The organism is Robbsia sp. KACC 23696, assembly GCF_039852015.1.
In the GTDB taxonomy this organism is placed as follows: Bacteria; Pseudomonadota; Gammaproteobacteria; order Burkholderiales; family Burkholderiaceae; genus Robbsia.
Window position 1 is genome coordinate 1025360 of the sequence record NZ_CP156628.1, and the last position, 19563, is coordinate 1044922.

Sequence of the window (19563 nt, forward strand, 5' to 3'; positions counted from 1 at the left end):
GAACACGTGCATAATCTTCCGGATCAGCCCAATCCGGAGGTCCCTACGCCATGACCGACTTGTTGCCGCCCGCTCCACTGAAAATCGGCATCCTCGGTGCCGCCAATATCGCCCGCGCCTTTGTCCGCGGCGTGCACGCCGATGCGCTACATGAAACCTTGGTCACCGAAACAGTGAACGGCTTTAAGGCCGAAGCCGAATCCTTCGCGCGACTGATCAGCGAGGGGGAGGCAGCGTGGACGGGCGCCACGCCGCAGGAATCATTCGACATTATGTCGACGATCGAAGCGTTGCAGGCGAGCATTCGCAGTGGCGAATGGGTCGCGCCGAAGGCCAGCCGAGTCTTCCTCTAATCGACCGGTTACCGTCCACATTGTCATCGCGGGAGAGCGGTGGACGGTGCCAGGATCGAAGACGATGCCTCCAGGGTCTAAGCTCTAGGCTCTAGGCCAGCGTCTTCGCCACGCGATCGGAAAACAGCGCGTATTTGGCGACCGAGCAATCGCCCAGTGCATCGTCGCGGGATGCCGGGATGTCATCGTACGGGATCGGCTCGGCGAATTGCGAAACCGTCAGATCCCATTTCGTGCCGTCGATCACATTATAAAAATGCGTGCCGCCTACGGTACGCGTTTTCAGCAAGTCGCCGCCGAAATAATCCTGCACGACGAGCGACGTGATGCTGCAATGGTTGCGCGCAGGCGTTGTCGTCGACCACGCACCGGTCGGACTCGCGGTATCGGCTGCCCATATCTGCCGCAAGGCGCGATAGAGATCGAGCGGCGTTGCAAATGCCCGAACATTTGGATCAAGGCCACTTGACCTCATCGTGCTAGCGGAATCGCTCTGTTGCATCGTACCTCGCTCCTGCTTGCGGGTTGAATGTGTCGACCTCTCAGGATAGGTCTTGATCGCCCGTTTCCTGGAATAGATGGACGGCGACCAGCGACAATCCGAGACACGCCATCATATACCAGGCAGGCGCCATCACATTGCCCGTTACCTTGGTCAACCACGCCGCCACCACTTGTGCCGTACCGCCAAACAAGGCGACCGCCGTCGCGTAGGCACTCCCCAGATAACCGGCGCGGGCATATTTCGGGAAATTCTCTGGCATCAATGCAAAGGCCGGCGCGGAACCCATCGTATAGAAAAACATCATCACGAAAACCATGCTCATCACGACGAACAGCGACGGCGCGACGTTCATCAGCCAGAACGCCGGATACAGCAACAGGATCAACACACCCCGACCGATCGTGATCAACGGCTTTCGGCGCTGCAGCCTGTCGGATAACGCGCCCCACAACGGGCAAAGCAGGAAAGAACATGCCGATGCGCAAATCGAGGCCAGCATCGACAATTTCGACGGCATGCCGAGATATTGATGCGCGTAGAGCGGGATGTAGTAAATCATCACATAGGTGGTCACCGTGCCACCGAGCACCGTGAACACGGCAAGGAACCATTTCTTGACCAACGTCGGGTCGCGCCGCGGGGCATTTTTGAGATGAAGCGTGTCGCTTCCGGCAGAGAGGACCCCCGCTCCCGCGTCCGGCGTATCGTCGGCGACATGCCGCCGCAAATATAAGCCGACCGGCATGATCAAGGTCCCGACAAAAAAGGCGACGCGCCAGCCCCAGGCCAGCAGTTGCTCAGGACTGAGCAGATAGGTAAGCGCCGCAGCGATCCCCGACCCCAGCAATGCGGATGCACCTTGGCTGGCCAACTGCCAGCTGGCGCGGAACCCGCGCGTCCTTTTGGGGCCGGTCTCCAGCAAGGTCGCCGTGGCCGCACCGAATTCACCACCTTGCGCAAATCCTTGCACCAGGCGCGCGACAATCACCAGAACCGGTGCCGCCAGGCCGATCGATCCATATCCGGGCGTTAGCCCGATCGCGAGCGATCCGATGCCCATCAGAAAAATCGTCAACGTCAATGCGGCGCGCCGGCCGCGCTTATCGGCGTAATAACCCAGCACGAATCCACCGAGGGGCCGTGCCAAAAACCCGATCGCAAAGACCGACAGCGCCAACAACGTCGACACCACCGGATCGCTTTTTGGGAAAAACACTTTCGCGATCGTGGTCGTGAAGAAGCTATAGATCGTGAAGTCGTAAAACTCGAGCAGATTCCCTATCGTCGCGGCCAGCACGATTCGACGGGACGAGGCGACGGCGCCGCTCACCGGGCCTGCGCCGGTACCACGGTGACTGTCATCGATGATCGTGTCATCGATAGCGGCGTGCGCGGGCGCGGGCGCGACGCGGTCTTGCAGGCGTTCCGAGGTCATGATCAAAGAGCCTTGGCGAGGAAACGTTCGACGAGCCGCGCCCAATACGCGGCCCCTATCGTGAGGTTGGCATCGTTGAAGTCATAGGCGCCGTTATGCAGCATGGCCCCCTCTTCGCCATTGCCGATACGCAGGAAACACCCGGGCTTATGTTGCAAATAGCAGGCAAAATCCTCGCTGCCCGTGATGGGTGCCAGCGGCGAGACAACCTGCGCATCGCCTACCAGCTCACGCGCAACCGCTTCCGCCAAAGCCGTTTCCGCCGCGCTATTGATCAACACCGGATAGCCGTGGGTGTAGCGCACGTCCGCCGTGGCACCATGCCCGTGCGCAATCGATTCGGCCAACGCGCGGATCCGCTGCGCCAATTGCTCGCGCACACCCGGATCCATCGATCGGATGCTTAGACGCAGCGTCGCCGTGCCCGGGATCACGTTCGGTGCATCGCCGGCATGAAAGGCACCCACAGTGATGACGGCCATCGACAAGGGATCGATATTGCGCGATACCACGCCCTGCAAAGCCAGTACCAGCGTGCTCGCGACGACGATCGGATCAATGCTTTGATGTGGTCGGGCGGCATGACCGCCGCGCCCCTGAATCGTGATCTCGGCGACATCGGAGGCTGCCATGAAGGCGCCGCTGCGAAACATGAAAGTGCCGGCCGGATAGCCGGGATGATTGTGCAGACCGAAAATGGCATCGCAGGGGAAACGCTCGAACAGACCTTCCGCAATCATTCGGCTGGCGCCGCTGGCATTGCCCCCCACCTCTTCGGCCGGCTGAAACACCAGATGTACGATACCGTCGAAGCGGCGCGTGCGCGCCAACTGGCGTGCGGCACCCAGCGCCATCGTCGTATGACCGTCGTGCCCACAGGCGTGCATGACGCCGGCGTGTGTGCTCGCGTAGGGCAATCCGGTCGTCTCGGTAATCCTGAGTGCATCCATATCGGCACGGATCGCGATGGCGCGCGTGCTCGTGCCCGACCGCAACGTCGCCACCATACCGGTGCCGGCGATGCCCCGCGTGACGTCATAACCCCACGAGGTCAATGCATCGGCCACGCAGTCGGCCGTCTGGTGTTCCGCGAAACCCAATTCCGGATGGCGGTGTAATCGCTGGCGCAATCCGGCGAGTTCGGCGGCGAGGTCCGCCGTGTCGTCGACGGTGCAAAAGTCGTGCGTGTTATGCGGCATGGTTCGATCTCTCTGGATAGCGGAGTAGAAAACACAGCACAGTGTCCCTATCCGAAATCTCAGGAGCAATGACGCGGTTGGCGTCATAATGTTGACTAATTTGTCAACATCGAGCGCTGTCAGCGCTAACGCAAGACCCACACGACATAGAGCGATATGGCAGATATGGCACGGTCAGAGGACGTATTGCTTCCCGCTCACGCGGCCCTGCTGAACGTTCGGGGGCTTCGCTATCTGAATGAAATCGAGACGCATGGCGGGGTCCGTGCCGCGGCGGATGCGCTGGGCATCAATGCGTCGGTGATAAGCCGACAGTTGGCGCGACTCGAACGCGAGCATCGCGTCACGCTGCTCGAACGGCATGGGAGACGCGTGTCGTTGAGCGAGGTGGGGCGTTCTCTGGCCGAGTATTTTCGGGAAAGTGGGCGACGCGATGCCGCCATGCTGGCACGTCTCGACGACTATCGGGGACTGCGCCGCGGACGCATCGGCGTCGGTCTCGGCGAGGGCCGTGTCGAAACTATCATGGCTACCGTACTGGGTCCGTTCAGCAGCCGATTTCCCGATATCGTGCTCGATCTGCGCAGCGGGATGACGCGAGACGTCGTAACGATGGTGCGCAACGGTGAAGTGGACCTGGCCGTCTGTACCGGCGGCAACGATGATCCTGCAATCCACACCCGCAGTTTTACAGCCGCGCCTTGCTGCGCCCTTGTCAGCCCGTCGCACCCTCTCGCCGGGGCGCGAAACATCGGCTTCGACGCGCTCCGAGGCGAGCGTCTGATCTTTCTACCGCAGCGATTCAACGTGCAGCAGTACATCGACTCGATCATCCATGCGGATCGACTCGATTTGAAACCGTCGTATCGATGCGATCATTTTTCGTCCGCCTTGGCGATTGCCGCGGCGGGACTGGGTGTCGCCTTCATGTCTTCCGATGCGGCGAAACTGTATATCGAGACGCATAAACTCGTGGCCTTGGAATTGGACCATCCCATCACCCGTTCGCTCCAGACGCATGCGCTCCGACGTGTTGGTGTGCCACTATCGCCTGCCGCGGAAGCGCTCTGGAAGGCGTTGCTGAGCGCATTGAAGAAGCGGGCGGACCAACTATGAAATAGCCTTGTGCGTGGGGGCAGGCCCTTTCCGTCAGAGGGCGACGCGGACACGATACTGGCACGCGCCGTCCCGTCGTTCCGTTGGCGCGCGAAGCTCACTTGCTTTCTTTCGGGCGATCGTAGAGCGAACCGGTCCGATACAAGGCCGGAAACAGGCGCACCCACAGGACGGCGACGAGCATCGTCGCGATACCGCCCGAGACCACGGCGGCTTTTGCGCCAAGCCACGCCGCCGCCACACCCGATTCGAATTCGCCGAGCTGATTCGACGTCCCGATAAACAGCGAATTGACCGCGCTGACGCGGCCTAGCATTTCATCGGGCGTGCGTAACTGCACCAGCGCCGATCGAACGACGACGCTGATCGTGTCCGCGAGGCCCAGCACGAAGAGCGCCGCCAGCGACACGACGAAAGAATGCGACAAACCAAAAACCACCGTCGCGATCCCGAACACGCCGATGCCCAGGAGCATTGTCCGGCCCGGACGATCACGCAACGGAAAACGCGCAAGCCATAGTGTGCCGAGCAAGGCGCCTACCGCGGGCGCGGAACGCAAGGCGCCGAGCCCGATCGGTCCGGCATGCAACATATCGTGGGCGTAGACCGGCAACAAGGCCGTCGCACCGCCGAACAACACGGCAAACAGGTCGAGTGACAGCGCGCCGAGAATGACTTTCTCCCGACGAATAAACGACATGCCACCGAATAACGATTCGAGCGTGAACTTCGGCCGGACGGCCCCTGCGGCCGCGTGATAGGTCGTGATGCCGCTGACACTGATCGACGCGCCGATAAAGCAGACGCAACACACGGCATACACAGTCGACGCACCGGCCAGATAAAACAAACCGCCCAAAGCCGGACCCAAAATCTGCGCGGCCTGGTTCGCCGACGTGGAAAAGGCCGTCGCGCGCGGCAGCTCCTCGCGCCGGACCATGCGTGGCAACAGCGCCGAAAGCGACGGCGACTCGAATGCTCTTACCGCGCCGACAAAACCCGCCAGCAAAAACAATCCAGTGGGCGTCAACCATCCCGCAACGCTTGCCACGAACACGATACCGGCGCTCAGTCCTTCCAGCGCCTGGCAAATGGCCGCAACGTAGCGTCGATCATAGCGGTCGGCCACGTGCCCGACGACGAAGGTCAGCAGGAACATCGGCAGGAATTGGCAGAAGCCGACCATACCCAGTGCGAAGGCACTATGCGTCAGTGCATACATTTGCCAACCGATGGCGACGGACAACATCTGAAACGACAGGGAGGTCAGCCCGCGTGCGCACCAGAATCGACGAAACGCGGACTGTTTCAGCAACGCCTTCGCGGGCGCGTCGCCATTGGACTGCTCTTGCATGAAACGGCCGTCAGGTAAGTGAAAGATAAGGCGCTACGGGAACGCCTTACGGTCGTATCAAAAAAACCGCCCCGCGATTGTACTGCGGCCTCGCGCCGCGGCAACCGCTAATTGCTGCCATGCTTATTCCGCGCGGCAGCCCATCCCGGCTGAGGCCGCACGCGTCCCTACCGTTACGCCGATACCCTCGCGGCGACGTCCCAAGCGGCATTAGCCCGTAAAACGGTCGTCATAGCCCAGCCAGGCGCCCGGTCCCGCGGCCATTTCCCGGTCGTCGAGCAGGCAGGCATCCAGCATCGCGCGCAATGCCGATTGGTCGAGCCGGGTCCCGATCAGCACGATTTCCTGCCGGGCGTCGCCGACGTCGGCGTCCCAGTCGGCATCGATCGATGCGCGCGCTTCGGCATCTTCCGGCCACTCTGTTCGCGGTACGGCCGCCCACCATAAGCCCGCCTCGCCGTGTCGGCATACCGCGCCGGCCTGCGACCACGACATGCACATAGTGGGACGGCTTGCGAGCCAGAACCAACCCTTCGAGCGCAGCACACCCGGCCATTCGCGCTGCAGCGTCTCGTGAAAGCGTCCCGGGTGAAACGGTCGTCGCGCCCGGTAGACGAAGCTGCCGATGCCATAGGTCTCGCTCTCAGGAGCATGCTGGCCGCGCAACGTGCGCAACCAACCGGGCGCACGGCTCGCTTCGTCGAAATCGAACAGACCGGTATCCAGCACACGGTCCAAACCGACGCGTCCGAACTCGGCCGTTTCGATCCGCGCACGCGGATTCAACGCCCGCAGAATCGCCACCAGTTGCGCCTGCTGCGCGACATCGACCAGATCCAATTTGTTCACCACCAGCACATCGCAAAATTCCACCTGCTCGATCATCAGGTCGACAACGGTCCGTTCATCGTCGTCGCCCAACGATTCCCCCCGTTCGCGCAGGCTATCCATCGACGCATAGTCACGCAGAAAATGGGAGGCATCGACGACGGTCACCATCGTATCGAGACGCGCCACATCGGAGAGGCTGACGCCCTGCTCATCGGCAAACGTAAAGGTCTCCGCGACAGGCAAGGGCTCGGAAATCCCCGTGGACTCGATGACCAATTGATCGAAGCGCCCCTCACGCGCGAGCCGCCCCACTTCCAGCAGCAGATCCTCGCGCAGCGTGCAGCAAATGCAGCCATTGCTCATTTCGACCAGCTTCTCGCTGGTGCGACTCAATGCCGGCAGACCTGAGTCGAGCACGGCGGCGTCGGTCGAATCGGCGCCCTCCGGTCCGCCTTTTGCGATAGCGGCCGTATCGCCGCGGACCACCGCCGCATCGATATTGACCTCCGACATATCGTTGACGATCACCGCCACACGCCGCCCCTCCCGGTTGTGCAGGATGTGGTTCAACAGCGTCGTCTTTCCGGCACCCAGAAAACCGGAGAGTACCGTGACCGGCAAGCGTGCCGCGACAGGGACCGTGGCGGCGCCGGCGCCACCGCGAGACGACATCGGCGCGGACGAGACGACGTCGGAATAGGGGGAGGTCGTTTGTAAGGACATTTTTTATCGTGTAAGGGGGAAGCGCCACGACTTGAACGATGACGCGTCCGTCAAAAAAAGAAGACGCTTGCGTCTGTAACGAAATGTTATATCATTACGATCGTCTGACGCCACGACGTTACATTCGATCCGACTTCGCCGCATTCTTTTTGAGATAGCGCCCGATTCGGAACGGCGCCTGATGTCGGCCATGCCCTGATGGAATCGATGCTCCCGCCTTCCTGGGCGGGGCTGTCGGCTCCGGGCATCGGCGCAAATCATGCGCGACGAGTGTAATGATATAACATTTCCATTGCTGCAAAAGGGAAACTGTTGTCAGCGTGCGCGAATCGACGATCGAACCACGCACAACCAGAGGAAAACGTGACCACTCCGTTCCACCCGCGCGCTACATCGCTTCATTCCGCTGTCGGCCTCGCGCTGACCCTGTTGGTCTCGGGACACGCTGCATCGTCCCATGCCGCCGATGCCACGCCGCCCTCCACGCCCGGCGTGCAGACACAGGACAGCGCGACGACCGTCGCGGACCGCGCGCAATCGGCGATTTTCGTCACGGCGAACCCCTTGGGAGACAGCGAACTGATCTCGCCCGCCACCGCGATTTCCGGCGATGCGCTGACCCTGCGAAGCAGCGGGAGTAACGCCCTCGGCGAGACCTTGAATGGCTTGCCAGGCGTCTCGACCACCACGTATGGGCCCATGGTGGGTCGGCCGATCATCCGCGGCATGGACGGCGACCGCATTCGCCTGCTGCAAAACGGCGTGGCCGCCTACGACGCGTCGTCGCTATCGTACGACCACGCGGTGCCGCAGGATCCGTTGAGCGTGGAGCGTATCGAGATCATTCGCGGGCCGGCCGCCCTGCTGTACGGCGGCAATGCGATCGGCGGTGTGGTCAACACCATCGACAATCGCATTCCGCGCGAGCCCATCCACGGCGTGACCGGCACCACCGATGTCAATTACACCTCCGGCACCGATGGCCGTGCGGGCGCGGCGCAGATCGAGGGCGGCAATGGCCGCTTCAATTTCCACGCAGACGTGTTTGCCCGCGAGACGAGCGACGAGCATATCCCCGGCTATGCCCACAGTGCCGCCCAACGCGCCCAGGATGGCGCCGACGCAACCGAACCCTATGGCAGGTTGCCGAACAGCGACGGACGCTGGTCCGGCGGCGCGGTGGGCAGCTCCTACACTTGGGCGGACGGATATGCCGGCTTGTCGTATAACGGCTTCCAATCGAACTACGGCTCGGTGGCCGAGGATAGCGTGCGTCTGCGCATGCACCAGGACCACGTCGCATTCGCCTCCGAAGTCCGCAATCTCCCCGGACCGATCGAGCGCGTGAAATTCGATTTTGGCTACACCGATTACGAGCACCGCGAGATCGACGACGGCGTGACCGGCACGACCTTCCGCAATCATGGTTATGAAGGTCGGATCGAAGCGCGCCATAAAAAGATCGGCCCCTTCGATGGCGCGATCGGCGTGCAGTTCAGTCAGAACACCTTTTCCGCGCTCGGAGACGAAGCACTGGTCCCGACGACGCGCACGACCAATGTCGCGCTATTCGGCCTCGAAGAGTGGCAAGCCACGCAACGCCTGAAAGTCAGCCTGGGCGGTCGACTCGAACGCGTCATGCTGTCGCCGACGGCAGCCGGCAACGATCGCTTTGCCAATGCGCAGGACCGCAACTTCACGACCGGCAGCGTCTCGCTCGGTGGCCTGTATCGTTTGAATACCGCGTGGTCCGTCGCTGCCGATGTCGCCTACACGGAGCGTGCGCCCACCTTCTACGAGCTGTATGCCAACGGCCCGCACGACGCCACCGGGCAATACCTGATCGGCAACGCCGACGCGCAAAAAGAGAAATCCGTGTCGACCGATCTGGCGCTACGGTTCGCCAGCGGACCGGACAAAGGCAGCCTCGGCGTGTTCTATAGCCGGTTCTCCAACTATCTGACCGAATACAATACCGGCAACCAGGTCGACGACGACGGCGCCGTCGTTCCCAGCGGCACGGCCGATGCCCTGAACCAAGCGGTCTATCGCGGTGTCCGTGCCGAATTTTATGGTGTGGAAGCGAGCACGACCAAACGCGTCTTCACGCACGGGCCGCATCATGTCGATATCGACCTCGGCGCCGACTACACGCATGCACGCAATGCCGACACCGGCGAGCCGCTGCCCCGCATCGCGCCATTGCGCCTGACCTTCAGCCCGTCGTATGGTTATGGGCCATTCGGCGCACGCGCGACGTTGGTCCATGCGTGGCGTCAGGCACGCGTTCCCGCCGACGATACCAGCACTGGCAGCTACACGACGCTCGGCCTTTCCCTGACCTATCGCTTCCGCATTGGCAGTACGCAATGGCTCGGTTATCTGCGCGGCGATAACCTGACCAATCAGGACATCCGCTACGCCAGTTCGGTGGTGCGCGATATTGCGCCGCAGATGGGGCGGAGTGTCACCGTCGGTCTGCGCACCACGTTCTAAACCGTCAACGGACGGGCATGCCGGTCCGTCCGACCCGCGCCAGTCTCGCTTTTTGCATCCGTTTGCGAAAAGCAAGACTGGCGCGCGAAGTCATCGCCTCTCAGACCCGTCCGTATTCGGGCTGGCGGCCGTTTTCGTGACCGTTCCTCGTTTATGATCCCCTTCTCACGCGGCAGCCAAGCGTCTGCATCCCATTTTGCCCCTTGGATGCTTTTCTACGGACTACTAACGTTACACTATAACGTTAAGCCAGGATGCACGTGTGCCGCTGCTTGCGTATGGTTCTCCATACCGATCACTCAGGAATGCACCCGATGCCGTCACCTTCCTCCTCGTCCGCCTTAGGCATTGCCCTCGCATTGGTCCTTACCGGACCGGCGTGCGCCGCGCCACCGTTGGAATCGACGTCGGAGGCCGACGAACAGGAGGAGGCGCGGCCGGAATCGGATCGTCGGCGCGTGTCGCCACGGACGCCGGTCCCACCGATACACGCGCCGCAGTCGCCAGTGTTCGTCACGGCAAACCCGCTGGGCGCGCGAGACATGATCTCGCCCGTCACCACGCTCTCCGGCGACGCCCTGACCGTGCGCGGCGCGCAGTCGCTGGGCGAAACATTGAACGGGTTACCCGGTGTCTCCACCACCAGCTATGGACCGATGGTCGGCCGGCCGATTATCCGCGGCATGGATGGCGACCGGATCCGTATCCTGCAAAACGGCGTGGCGGCACTCGATGCGTCCTCGCTCTCCTTCGACCACGCCGTACCGCAAGACCCGCTGTCGATCGAGCGGATCGAAATCGTTCGCGGGCCTGCCGCCTTGCTCTATGGCGGCAACGCCATCGGCGGTGTCGTCAACACGATCGATAACCGGATTCCCCGCTCCGCCATCGACGGCGTCACCGGGGTCACCGACATCAACGTCACCTCCGGCAATCGCGCGCGTGCCGCCGCCGCGCAGATCGAAGCCGGCAATGGCAGATTGAATTTTCATGCCGATGTCTTTACGCGGAAATCCGGCGAACTACGTATTCCCGGTTTCGCCCGCAGTTCCGAGCTGCGACGTACCGACCCGGCCTCGCTGGCACACCCGTACGGCACGCTGCCGAACAGCGACGGCCAATGGTCCGGCGGCAGCTTCGGCGGCTCGGTGACCTGGGCCGATGGCTATGCCGGGCTGGCTTACAACGGCTATACATCGCAGTACGGCTCCGTCGCGGAGCAACGTGTCCGACTGCGGATGCGGCAGAACCGTCTGGCCTGGGCTTCGGAATTTCGCAATCTCAACGGCCTCTTCAGCCGCGTGAAACTCGACATTGCGGCAACCGACTACCTGCACCGGGAGGTGGACAACGGCCGCGAGCACGGCGTGTTTCAGAATCGCGGATTCGATGGCCGACTCGAAGCGCGGCATCGGCGCATTGGCCCTTTCGATGGGGCCATCGGTGTGCAGTTCGGGCAATATACCTTCTCGACCACCGGCGACCACGCCATGGTGCCGACCACCCGCACCACGCAAATCGCCCTGTTCGCGCTGGAGGAATGGCAAGCGACCGACCGCTTGAAAATGAGCGTGGGCGGCCGCCTCGAGCGCGCGACGCTCGCTCCCACCGCTGCAAACGCCACGACCGATAAACGGTTCTCCGGTGCCAAGGGACGCGCCTTCACCAATACCAGCATGTCGCTGGGTGGCCTGTACCAATTGGCACCGGCCTGGTCGATCGCGACGTCACTGGCCTATTCCGAGCGCGCGCCCACGTTCTACGAGGTCTACGCCGATGGTCCGCATGACGCCACCGGGCAATACCTGCGGGGCAATGCCAATGCGAAAAAAGAAAAATCGATCTCGGCCGATTTGGCGCTGCGCTTCGCGCACGGGACGGACCGTGGCAGCATCGGCGTGTTCTACAACCGATTCTCGAATTACCTCGCCGAATACAATACGGGCAGCCGCGTCGGGGAAGCACCGGGTCATTCGCATGACCATGACCATGCGCACGGTGGCCATGGACAGCGGCACGATCACGATCATGCCGACGGCTGCGATCACGCGCATCACAGCTTGGCGGAAGCGGAGTATCGCGGCGTTCGCGCCGAGTTCTACGGCCTGGAAGCTAGCGCCAGCAAACGGATTTTTGCCCGCGGCCCACACCACGTCGATGTCGATCTGAGCGCCGACTATACACGGGCGCGTAATGCCGATACCGGCGAGCCGCTGCCCCGCATCTCGCCGCTGCGGCTGACGCTCGGCGCGGCGTATGGCCACGGCGCATTCGGCGCACGCGCGACGGTGGTGCATGCACGCGGACAATCCCGCGTGCCGCAAAACGATACGATCAGCGCGGGATATACGACGGTGGGCGTCGCCTTGACCTATCGCTTCCGCGTTGGAAGCACCCAATGGCTGGCCTATCTCCGCGGCGACAACCTCACCAATCAGACCGTCCGCTACGCAAGCTCCGTGGTCCGGAACGTCGCCCCGCAAATGGGGCGCAGCGCGACGCTAGGGCTGCGCACCACCTTCTGAGATCACAACGGCGCCGACAGACATCGCGTGCGCGCTATACGGCCAGACACGCCGCCGCGTCGAGGCGCCGTTGCGTCAGGCGCCGGCGCGGCGACGTTCGTAGGTCTTCAAATGCAGGAAGACCACATCCAACATCGTCGGCGAAGTCGCGCCGGGCGGGCGCCGCGCGATCAGATCGCCAATCAGATGTTGCGCCTCGACTTGTCCGCCGCGTTCGAGGTCCTTGCACATCGAGGCGGTCATCGTCGAATCCGGATCGGTCGCGACGCTGCGGATACGCTTGATGATCGCTTCGGCCGGATCCTGACCGTTAGCGCGGGCAATGGCCAGGCATTCCTCGAACAACGCCGAAACGAAGGCTTCGCCGCCGCTTTGCATGATCGTGCCGACCGCGCCACGCATCAGACAGGTCATGCCGGCCAAGGTGGCGATCTGCACCCACTTCTCCCACATCTCGCCTTGAATACGGGGCGACAGCACGTTCTCGATATTCGCGCCCGCCATCGCCTCCGACAACGCCCGCACACGCGGCGTCAGCGTGCCGTCCCACTCGCCGTACGCCAGCCGATGGCCCTTGTTGTAATGAATCACATTGCCCTCGGCATCCAGCGCCGCCGAGATCATGCAATAGCCGCCCAGCACGTTTGCCGGACCGAAGCGCTGCTGCAGCACCTCGACATGCGAAAAGCCGTTCAACACCGGCAAGATCATCGTCTCGGGACCGACGGCCGGTGCGAAGGAGGCGATCGTGTCGTCCAGGTCATACGCCTTGCAGCCCACGATGATCACATCGAACGGCGTCGCATCGGCGGCCCGATCGGCAAGCTCGGCACGACTGACCGTCTGTATATCGCGTAGCGTGGCATCACCGAGTGGGCTACGAACGACCAGACCATTCTGCGCGATCTGTCCCGCCCTGCGCTCACGCAGCAGAAAGGTCACGTCCTGTCCGGCCTGCACCAGACGGGCTCCGAAATAGCCGCCTAAGCCACCTGCCCCGATCATCAAGAACCGCATTTTGTCTCCTTTGTTCGACGAATACAGCGGGTTTCCCCTGGTGGGAACCCGGCCCCAGCGCGATCATCGCACGATTTTTTTCCGGGCGCGCGGCCCGGAAAAAGCCCCCGCGCCATTGGCCGCCTCGGCGAAGTTGCTGGCAAGTCGGATAAGATAGGCGAAACTATCGCTGAAACGAAGGAGCGCGCATGTCGTCACGCCCACGCCTCACCCTCTCGGCGGCCGTGCTGGCCCTGTCCCTTACCTGTGGTTTTAGCGCGTTCTCCCCGGCGGTCTCGGCCGCCGACAACACGCCGGTAACGGTTGCGTCGAAAATCGACACCGAGGGGAGTCTGCTCGGCAATCTGATCAAGCTCACGCTGCAAGCACATGGCGTGACGGTCAACGACAAGATCGGCTTGGGCTCCACGCCGATCGTCCGCAAGGCGCTGGTCTCCGGTGAAATCGACGTCTATCCCGAATATACGGGCAACGCGGCCTTCTTTTATAACAAGGCCGCCGACCCCGCCTGGAAGGATCCAGCCAAGTCATACCAGGAAGCCCGCGCGCTCGACGCACCACAGCACCTGATTTGGCTGGCGCCGGCGCCGGCCGACAACACCTGGGGTATCGCGGTCACGGCCGACGTCGCCAACGCACACAAGCTGAAGACGCTCGACGATTTCGCGAAGTGGGTCAGCACCGCGGGCAACAACGCCAAACTGGCGGCATCGGCTGAATTCGTCAACAGCGCATCGGCACTCCCATCGTTCGAAAAAGCCTATCACTTCGATCTGAAACAATCGCAGCTGATCGTTCTGTCGGGCGGCGACACGGCGGCCACGATCAAGGCGGCGGCGGAACAGACCAATGGCGTGAACGCGGCAATGGTCTACGGCACCGATGGCGGCATCGCCGCGGCCGGACTCGTCGTCCTTGCCGACAGCAAACACGTGCAGCCGGTCTATGCCCCCGCGCCGGTGATTCGTGCGTCCGTGTTGCAAGCGCATCCGCAGATCGCGGAATGGTTGAAACCGGTATTCGCCGGCCTCGATCTGAAGACATTGCAGGCCCTTAATGCCCGCATTCAACTCAATGGCGAACCGGCTGAGGCGGTGGCGGCCGCCTACCTGAAGGCGAAGGGCTTGTCGAAGTGACCGTTCCGGTCTCCGGACACGCGAACCGCGCCAATACCGCCCACACGCGGCGGTCGCCGTTGCGATCGTGTATTCGGCAGCGACTGGACCGCGTCGGCGTGCTGCTGGCCTTACTAATCGGCTATGCCGCGTTCTGGCAACCGTTTGTCCTCTTTCGGGCAAACCGCATCGTCGCCGGCAAGGACGTGGCGCTGCTGGCGCTGGCATCGGCCTGGCCCGCGCCGTTTCCCACACGTCCCGCCACCGGCAACGTCGACCTCTCGGCCGATCTGTTTCAAGTACCGCAGGCGCCCCCACCGTTGCCGCATGTTGCCTGGCACGGCGCGACCTTGTTGACGGTCGCCGTATTGGCCCTGTGCCTGCTATTCGTGTGCATCCGAAGCCATCCCTGGTTGCGTGCGTCGATCGGCGGGATAGGCTTGCTTGCGCTTTGCGTCGGCGTGGGAATGGCGCCGGCTTTGCTCGTCAGTCCGACGCAGACATTCGCACGCGTTTCACCGGGTTCGGGTGCCTGGACGCTGGCCTTTGCCTTCGCCATTCTGATCACCGACGCGCTGGCCAAGCGGGCCTTGCGGCCGTGGCCGCGCCTTGCCGTGCTCGCCATCGTTTTGGCGGTGCTGGCGCTGCTGTTTCACAGCGGCATCTGGGCGCGCCTGTCGGTCATGCAGGAATACGCATCGCGCGCGCCGGCGTTCTGGCGCGAAGCGCAACATCATGTGTCGATCGTCGGCGGCGCCGTAGTTGCGGCGCTGGTCGTCGGCATCCCGCTCGGCATTGCCTGCACACGCGTTGCCGCCCTGCGCGCCATCATGCTGCCCGTGTTGAACATCGTCCAGACGATCCCCAGCATGGCCTTGTTCGGCCTCTTGATGGCACCGCTCGGCTGGCTTGCGCTGCATAGCCCGGCAATGGCGGCGCTGGGTATCCGTGGCATTGGCATGGCGCCCGCGATCCTCGCGCTGTTCCTGTATTCGCTGCTGCCCTTGACTGCCAGTGTCGTGACCGGCATCGGCGAGGTGCCGGAGACCTTGATCGAAGCCGCAAACGGCATGGGCATGACGCGACGCCAACGTCTGATGATGATCGAATTCCCGTTCGCATTGCCGGTTCTGCTGAGCGGCATCCGCATCGTGTTGGTCCAAAATGTCGGTCTCGCCGCCGTGGCGGCCTTGATCGGCGGCGGCGGCTTCGGCACGTTTATATTTCAAGGTCTCGGCCAATCGGCCAGCGACCTGGTTTTGCTAGGCGCGCTGCCCACGGTGGCGCTTGCGCTGCTTGCCTCGGTCGTCTTCAGTGCCCTTGCCGACCTGACCCGCATCGACGACGCAGGCCCTTGACGCCATGACATCACGCCGCGCAATGAACACCTCGATGATCGAGCACGGTCCGACCGGCGGATCCACGCCACCGGAGCACGAATCGCCTGAAACGCCGCCCTCGGAGGCACACGCCGCGCGTCAGGCCACGCCAACCTTTCGCACCGCCACGATTTCGCGCGTGATCGCGCTGATGCTGCTGGCAAGCGCGCTCGGCGTGTTTCTATCGGAACCGCAATGGTTCACGCGCTGGCTTGCCCCCCTGACCGACAACGGCGCGCCGGCCATATACGACCGTGACAGTCTTTGGCGCCTGGCACTGGCGCATCTGTTACTGGTCGTCGAGGCCAGCGCGATAGGCGGAGGCGCCGCCATCGCGGCAGCCGTTATCGTCACCCGCGCCTCAGCCGCCGACTTCTTACCCATCGCGCGTAGCATCGCCAATATCGCGCAGACCTTTCCGCCCGTCGCGGTGCTCGCATTGGCGGTTCCAGCGCTGGGTTTCGGTGCCAAGCCCGTCCTGTTTTCATTGACGCTCTATGGCCTGTTGCCAGTGTTCGAGAGTACGCTCGCGGGGCTGCAGCGCATCCCGGATGCCACGCGTGAGGCCGCGTTCGGCATGGGCATGAACGCCTGGCAACGGCTCTGGCAAGTGGAATTGCCATTGGCCGGACCGGTTATCTTTCACGGCGTGCGCCTCGCACTCGTTATTAATTTAGGCACCGCCACCATTGGCTCGACTGTCGCGGCATCCAGTCTCGGCGATGTCATCATCGCCGGCCTGCAAACATCGAATACAGCCTTTATCGTGCAGGGCGCCATCGTCATCGCCGCATTGGCGGTATTGATCTACGAAGGACTCGGCCTCGTCGCGCTGTGGCGCTGGCCAGCGCGTTGAGGCAACGCCGGTACAGTGCTGGCGGCAACTTTGTCGATAGCCGGGTGGTGCGCAACTACCCGATATCGCTACCCAACGCGGTCATCTGGCGCCGCGGCGCGCACCGGTGTCGGACCGCGAGGGACTCCCGATAGCGCCGAAAAAAGCGCGCTCACGTAGAATACGGGAAACACGTCGAGCAGAACGTGTCCGGCGGCCTTCGGGCCCGTATTGCCACCGCTCAGACCACATCATGATCTGTCATTTTCCGCACGCCCGCGCCCCCGTGTCGCGCCGGTGCGCGGCAGCCGCACTGCTTGCGGCCGCCGCATCCATCCTGCTGTCCGCCTGCGGCACCACAACCGACGTCGCATCGCGTAATCCGGTGATGACCAGCGCGCCGATCGCCGATCTGCCGCCCATCTATCTTCAATCCACGCGGGAGGCCGACGATGTGGCGCGCTGCGTCAGCCAACGGCTATTCACGCGCGTGCAAAAGGTCGATACCCCTCGAGGGCCGGCGCAGTTAATCCGAACCGATGGCTGGGACATCGTGATCAAACAGCAGGACAATGGCGCAACCCTCGTCGCCGGCGACTATCGCGATAACGCCAAACGGCAGGGCGAACGCAACGAGCCGACCGTCCGCTTCGCCGTCGCGCGTTGCACGATCTAACGGCGCGATCGCACGACGCAGCCCCGTCGACTCCGCCTGATTCTTGTTTCTCATTGCACTTCGGTCCGTCGGATATTCTCGACTGCGCCGAAGCGCGACATTCTTTCCGACAATATTAATCTGCCGTGACACGGGAATGCCCGGCACGCACGATGACTTTTCAATACATCGGTACGATTAAGCCTTGGTTACATTAACTTACGATGTTATATAGCCGCGGCCTTTCTATTTCACGACATCCATCTGGGCACCGTAGCGGATCACGTGCGAGATTGCACACATCCGGCCTTGTATAAACTGCGATTTATCCGATTCACGCCAATTAATGCTTTACTTTATACCGATATCGGCGCATCTTTCAACATACGCGGCAAGCGTTCGATCAAATAGCGGAAGAAGCTGAACCGTCATTGATAAGATGTTACCCAATCGCCGTCGGCAGTAATGTGTTTGGTTTTGTCGAACGTGCCTGGGTTTTCGCTCGGTAATTTACTATCGGCGACCTTCACCGACGGATCGGAATGCTTTTCGCAGGGTCGCAACTCTTTTGCCAAATTTAAAATGAAAGCGGATAAAAAATTGGATCTCGCAGCTCTTCTGGAACAACGCGCGGCACTGGACAAGGAAATCGAGTCCCAACGTACCGCGGCACGGCACGATGCATTGATTGAAGTACGCAAGCTGATCAGCTTGTTCGACCTGACGGCATCGGAAGTTGGTTTGGGGCCGAAGGTCGGCCGGCCGGCGCGTAGCGCCAACCGCCAGCCCGTCGCACCGCGCTATCGCGATCCCGAAAGCGGCACGACTTGGTCGGGCCGCGGCAAACCGCCGAAGTGGATCCTCGGCAAGGACCGCGAACTCTTCGCGATTTAAGCGAGACATGGCGGTTTTGGACGAGGGCAAAGCGGGCGTCCGATAACGGCCGACGTTGCCAACCAGTCTCATGCGACGCCGGGTCGATGCATCGATAAATGCATCGATCCGGCGTTGTTTCATTTCGACTATGCGGTGATCAACGCTGCATGAACGACCCGCATATTTTCGTCCGCGATTTTTCGGTCTCAACACGGGCAATAGCAGGCGACGCACTAAATCAAGAAATAATCGGCAAGCGGCATCCGCGCCGAACGCGCCTATTAGCCGACACCCCTTTCGGCACGGAGCAATATGTTGCGTGTAAAGTACCGGATATTGCAAGCCGTCACGATCGTGACGGACAGAATTAATTGACGTGGCATTTCTTATCCGACGAGGCTTCGGTGAGAATTAATGAAACGTCTGATTGTCATAAATTTGAATACAAATCGGCACTCACGCAGCTCCTGCAATTGAACCCTCACGTCGTCAAAACCCGCGGGCAGTATGCAGTTCAAGCAACGGTAACAGAGACAAGCCGGCCGTTTTCGGCCCGTAATGCTGGGGGTAATAGACGTTGATCATTCTCATTGTCGCGATCGCCCGTTGATGGCTTCGTGCGGGACGTCATGCGGCGAGGTGCGCTAGAGTCCATGTAAAATGACGACCCCAAGCCACACGATGTTGCCTACGATGCCGCGCTCCCAATTAAATCTTTCGTCCACGACGCCTGCCCCCTTACGCGCCTCCGTGAAATGGGCCGCCGGAAGTGTCATGGCTGCAGCGATGCTGTTTGCCGCACCCGTGCAGGCTAAAAACACTATCGGGGATTGTGACTATTTCGCCAATTTTCTCGTGACATTGTCTGCGATGCGGGACGCCGGCAAACCGAAAGAGGAAACGGTCGCGTACGCACGCAACAAGGCCAGCGCCGACCATTTGGCAAAGTCCGTCGTCGATTTGTTCGGGGGCGAAGCGATTGGGATGTACTACGACAAGCGCCAGTACAGTGGCACGACGCAGCAAGTGCACGATCTCGCCTACAAGAATTGCATCAACAGCACACTCCCCTGAATCGGACGACCGGATCGGGGACGTGCTGCCCTGCCGACCCCCGCCGTTCAAATCGCCGCGCCTATGCCAGCGTCA

General features: G+C 62.1%; 16 protein-coding genes. 10 read left to right on the plus strand and 6 right to left on the minus strand.

Annotation, left to right across the window (positions count from 1 at the left end; translation table 11 throughout):
* The first annotated feature begins 50 nt into the window (after positions 1-50).
* Entirely contained in the window at positions 51-353 is a 303-nt protein-coding gene (locus tag ABEG21_RS25600; RefSeq protein WP_347558410.1) for a hypothetical protein, read from the plus strand.
* A gap of 91 nt (positions 354-444) precedes the next feature.
* Here the strand turns inward: ABEG21_RS25600 and ABEG21_RS25605 are convergent, their stop codons facing one another.
* The 3 genes from ABEG21_RS25605 to ABEG21_RS25615 are packed head-to-tail and all read right to left on the minus strand — an operon-like array spanning position 445 to position 3492.
* Positions 445-855, minus strand: a complete 411-nt coding sequence (locus ABEG21_RS25605; protein WP_347558411.1) for a hypothetical protein — start codon at positions 853-855, stop codon at positions 445-447.
* A gap of 40 nt (positions 856-895) precedes the next feature.
* Entirely contained in the window at positions 896-2293 is a 1398-nt protein-coding gene (locus ABEG21_RS25610) for an MFS transporter (protein WP_347558412.1), read from the minus strand.
* 2 nt (positions 2294-2295) lie between these two features.
* Positions 2296-3492, minus strand: a complete 1197-nt coding sequence (locus ABEG21_RS25615; protein ID WP_347558413.1) for a M20 aminoacylase family protein — start codon at positions 3490-3492, stop codon at positions 2296-2298.
* A 165-nt stretch (positions 3493-3657) separates the two neighbouring features.
* On the opposite strand from ABEG21_RS25615, the gene ABEG21_RS25620 reads away from it, so the two are divergent.
* Entirely contained in the window at positions 3658-4608 is a 951-nt protein-coding gene (locus tag ABEG21_RS25620) for a LysR family transcriptional regulator (RefSeq protein WP_347558414.1), read from the plus strand.
* Between the two features lie 97 nt (positions 4609-4705).
* Here ABEG21_RS25620 and ABEG21_RS25625 read toward each other — a convergent pair whose 3' ends face one another.
* Both ABEG21_RS25625 and ABEG21_RS25630 read right to left on the minus strand, forming a co-directional pair.
* Positions 4706-5962 carry an MFS transporter gene (locus tag ABEG21_RS25625; RefSeq protein ID WP_347558415.1) on the minus strand — a complete coding sequence of 419 codons (1257 nt, stop codon included), beginning with the start codon at positions 5960-5962 and terminating at the stop codon, positions 4706-4708.
* Positions 5963-6172: 210 nt separating this feature from the next.
* Positions 6173-7465, minus strand: a complete 1293-nt coding sequence (locus tag ABEG21_RS25630; protein ID WP_347559100.1) for a GTP-binding protein — start codon at positions 7463-7465, stop codon at positions 6173-6175.
* Between the two features lie 543 nt (positions 7466-8008).
* On the opposite strand from ABEG21_RS25630, the gene ABEG21_RS25635 reads away from it, so the two are divergent.
* Positions 8009-10012 (plus strand): TonB-dependent receptor, encoded by a 2004-nt coding sequence (locus tag ABEG21_RS25635; RefSeq protein WP_347559101.1) that lies wholly within the window; start codon positions 8009-8011, stop codon positions 10010-10012.
* A gap of 314 nt (positions 10013-10326) precedes the next feature.
* Positions 10327-12537 carry a TonB-dependent receptor gene (locus ABEG21_RS25640; protein ID WP_347558416.1) on the plus strand — a complete coding sequence of 737 codons (2211 nt, stop codon included), beginning with the start codon at positions 10327-10329 and terminating at the stop codon, positions 12535-12537.
* A gap of 75 nt (positions 12538-12612) precedes the next feature.
* Here the strand turns inward: ABEG21_RS25640 and panE are convergent, their stop codons facing one another.
* A complete protein-coding gene (panE, locus tag ABEG21_RS25645; protein WP_347558417.1) occupies positions 12613-13554 on the minus strand; it encodes a 2-dehydropantoate 2-reductase in 942 nt (313 codons plus the stop codon).
* Positions 13555-13742: 188 nt separating this feature from the next.
* Here panE and ABEG21_RS25650 point away from each other — a divergent pair, with 188 nt between their 5' ends.
* From ABEG21_RS25650 to ABEG21_RS25675, 6 genes are all read left to right on the plus strand, one after another.
* On the plus strand, positions 13743-14690 hold the full coding sequence (locus ABEG21_RS25650; protein ID WP_347558418.1) for an ABC transporter substrate-binding protein: 948 nt from the start codon (positions 13743-13745) through the stop codon (positions 14688-14690).
* Between the two features lie 59 nt (positions 14691-14749).
* On the plus strand, positions 14750-16027 hold the full coding sequence (locus ABEG21_RS25655) for an ABC transporter permease (RefSeq protein ID WP_347559102.1): 1278 nt from the start codon (positions 14750-14752) through the stop codon (positions 16025-16027).
* A gap of 172 nt (positions 16028-16199) precedes the next feature.
* Positions 16200-16904, plus strand: coding sequence for an ABC transporter permease (locus ABEG21_RS25660; RefSeq protein ID WP_347559103.1), 705 nt, complete (start codon positions 16200-16202; stop codon positions 16902-16904).
* Between the two features lie 232 nt (positions 16905-17136).
* Complete coding sequence (locus tag ABEG21_RS25665; protein ID WP_347558419.1) at positions 17137-17559, plus strand: hypothetical protein; 423 nt, start codon at positions 17137-17139, stop codon at positions 17557-17559.
* A gap of 465 nt (positions 17560-18024) precedes the next feature.
* Positions 18025-18432, plus strand: a complete 408-nt coding sequence (locus ABEG21_RS25670; RefSeq protein WP_347559104.1) for an H-NS histone family protein — start codon at positions 18025-18027, stop codon at positions 18430-18432.
* Positions 18433-19188: 756 nt separating this feature from the next.
* Positions 19189-19488 (plus strand): hypothetical protein, encoded by a 300-nt coding sequence (locus tag ABEG21_RS25675; RefSeq protein WP_347558420.1) that lies wholly within the window; start codon positions 19189-19191, stop codon positions 19486-19488.
* Positions 19489-19563: the final 75 nt, after the last annotated feature.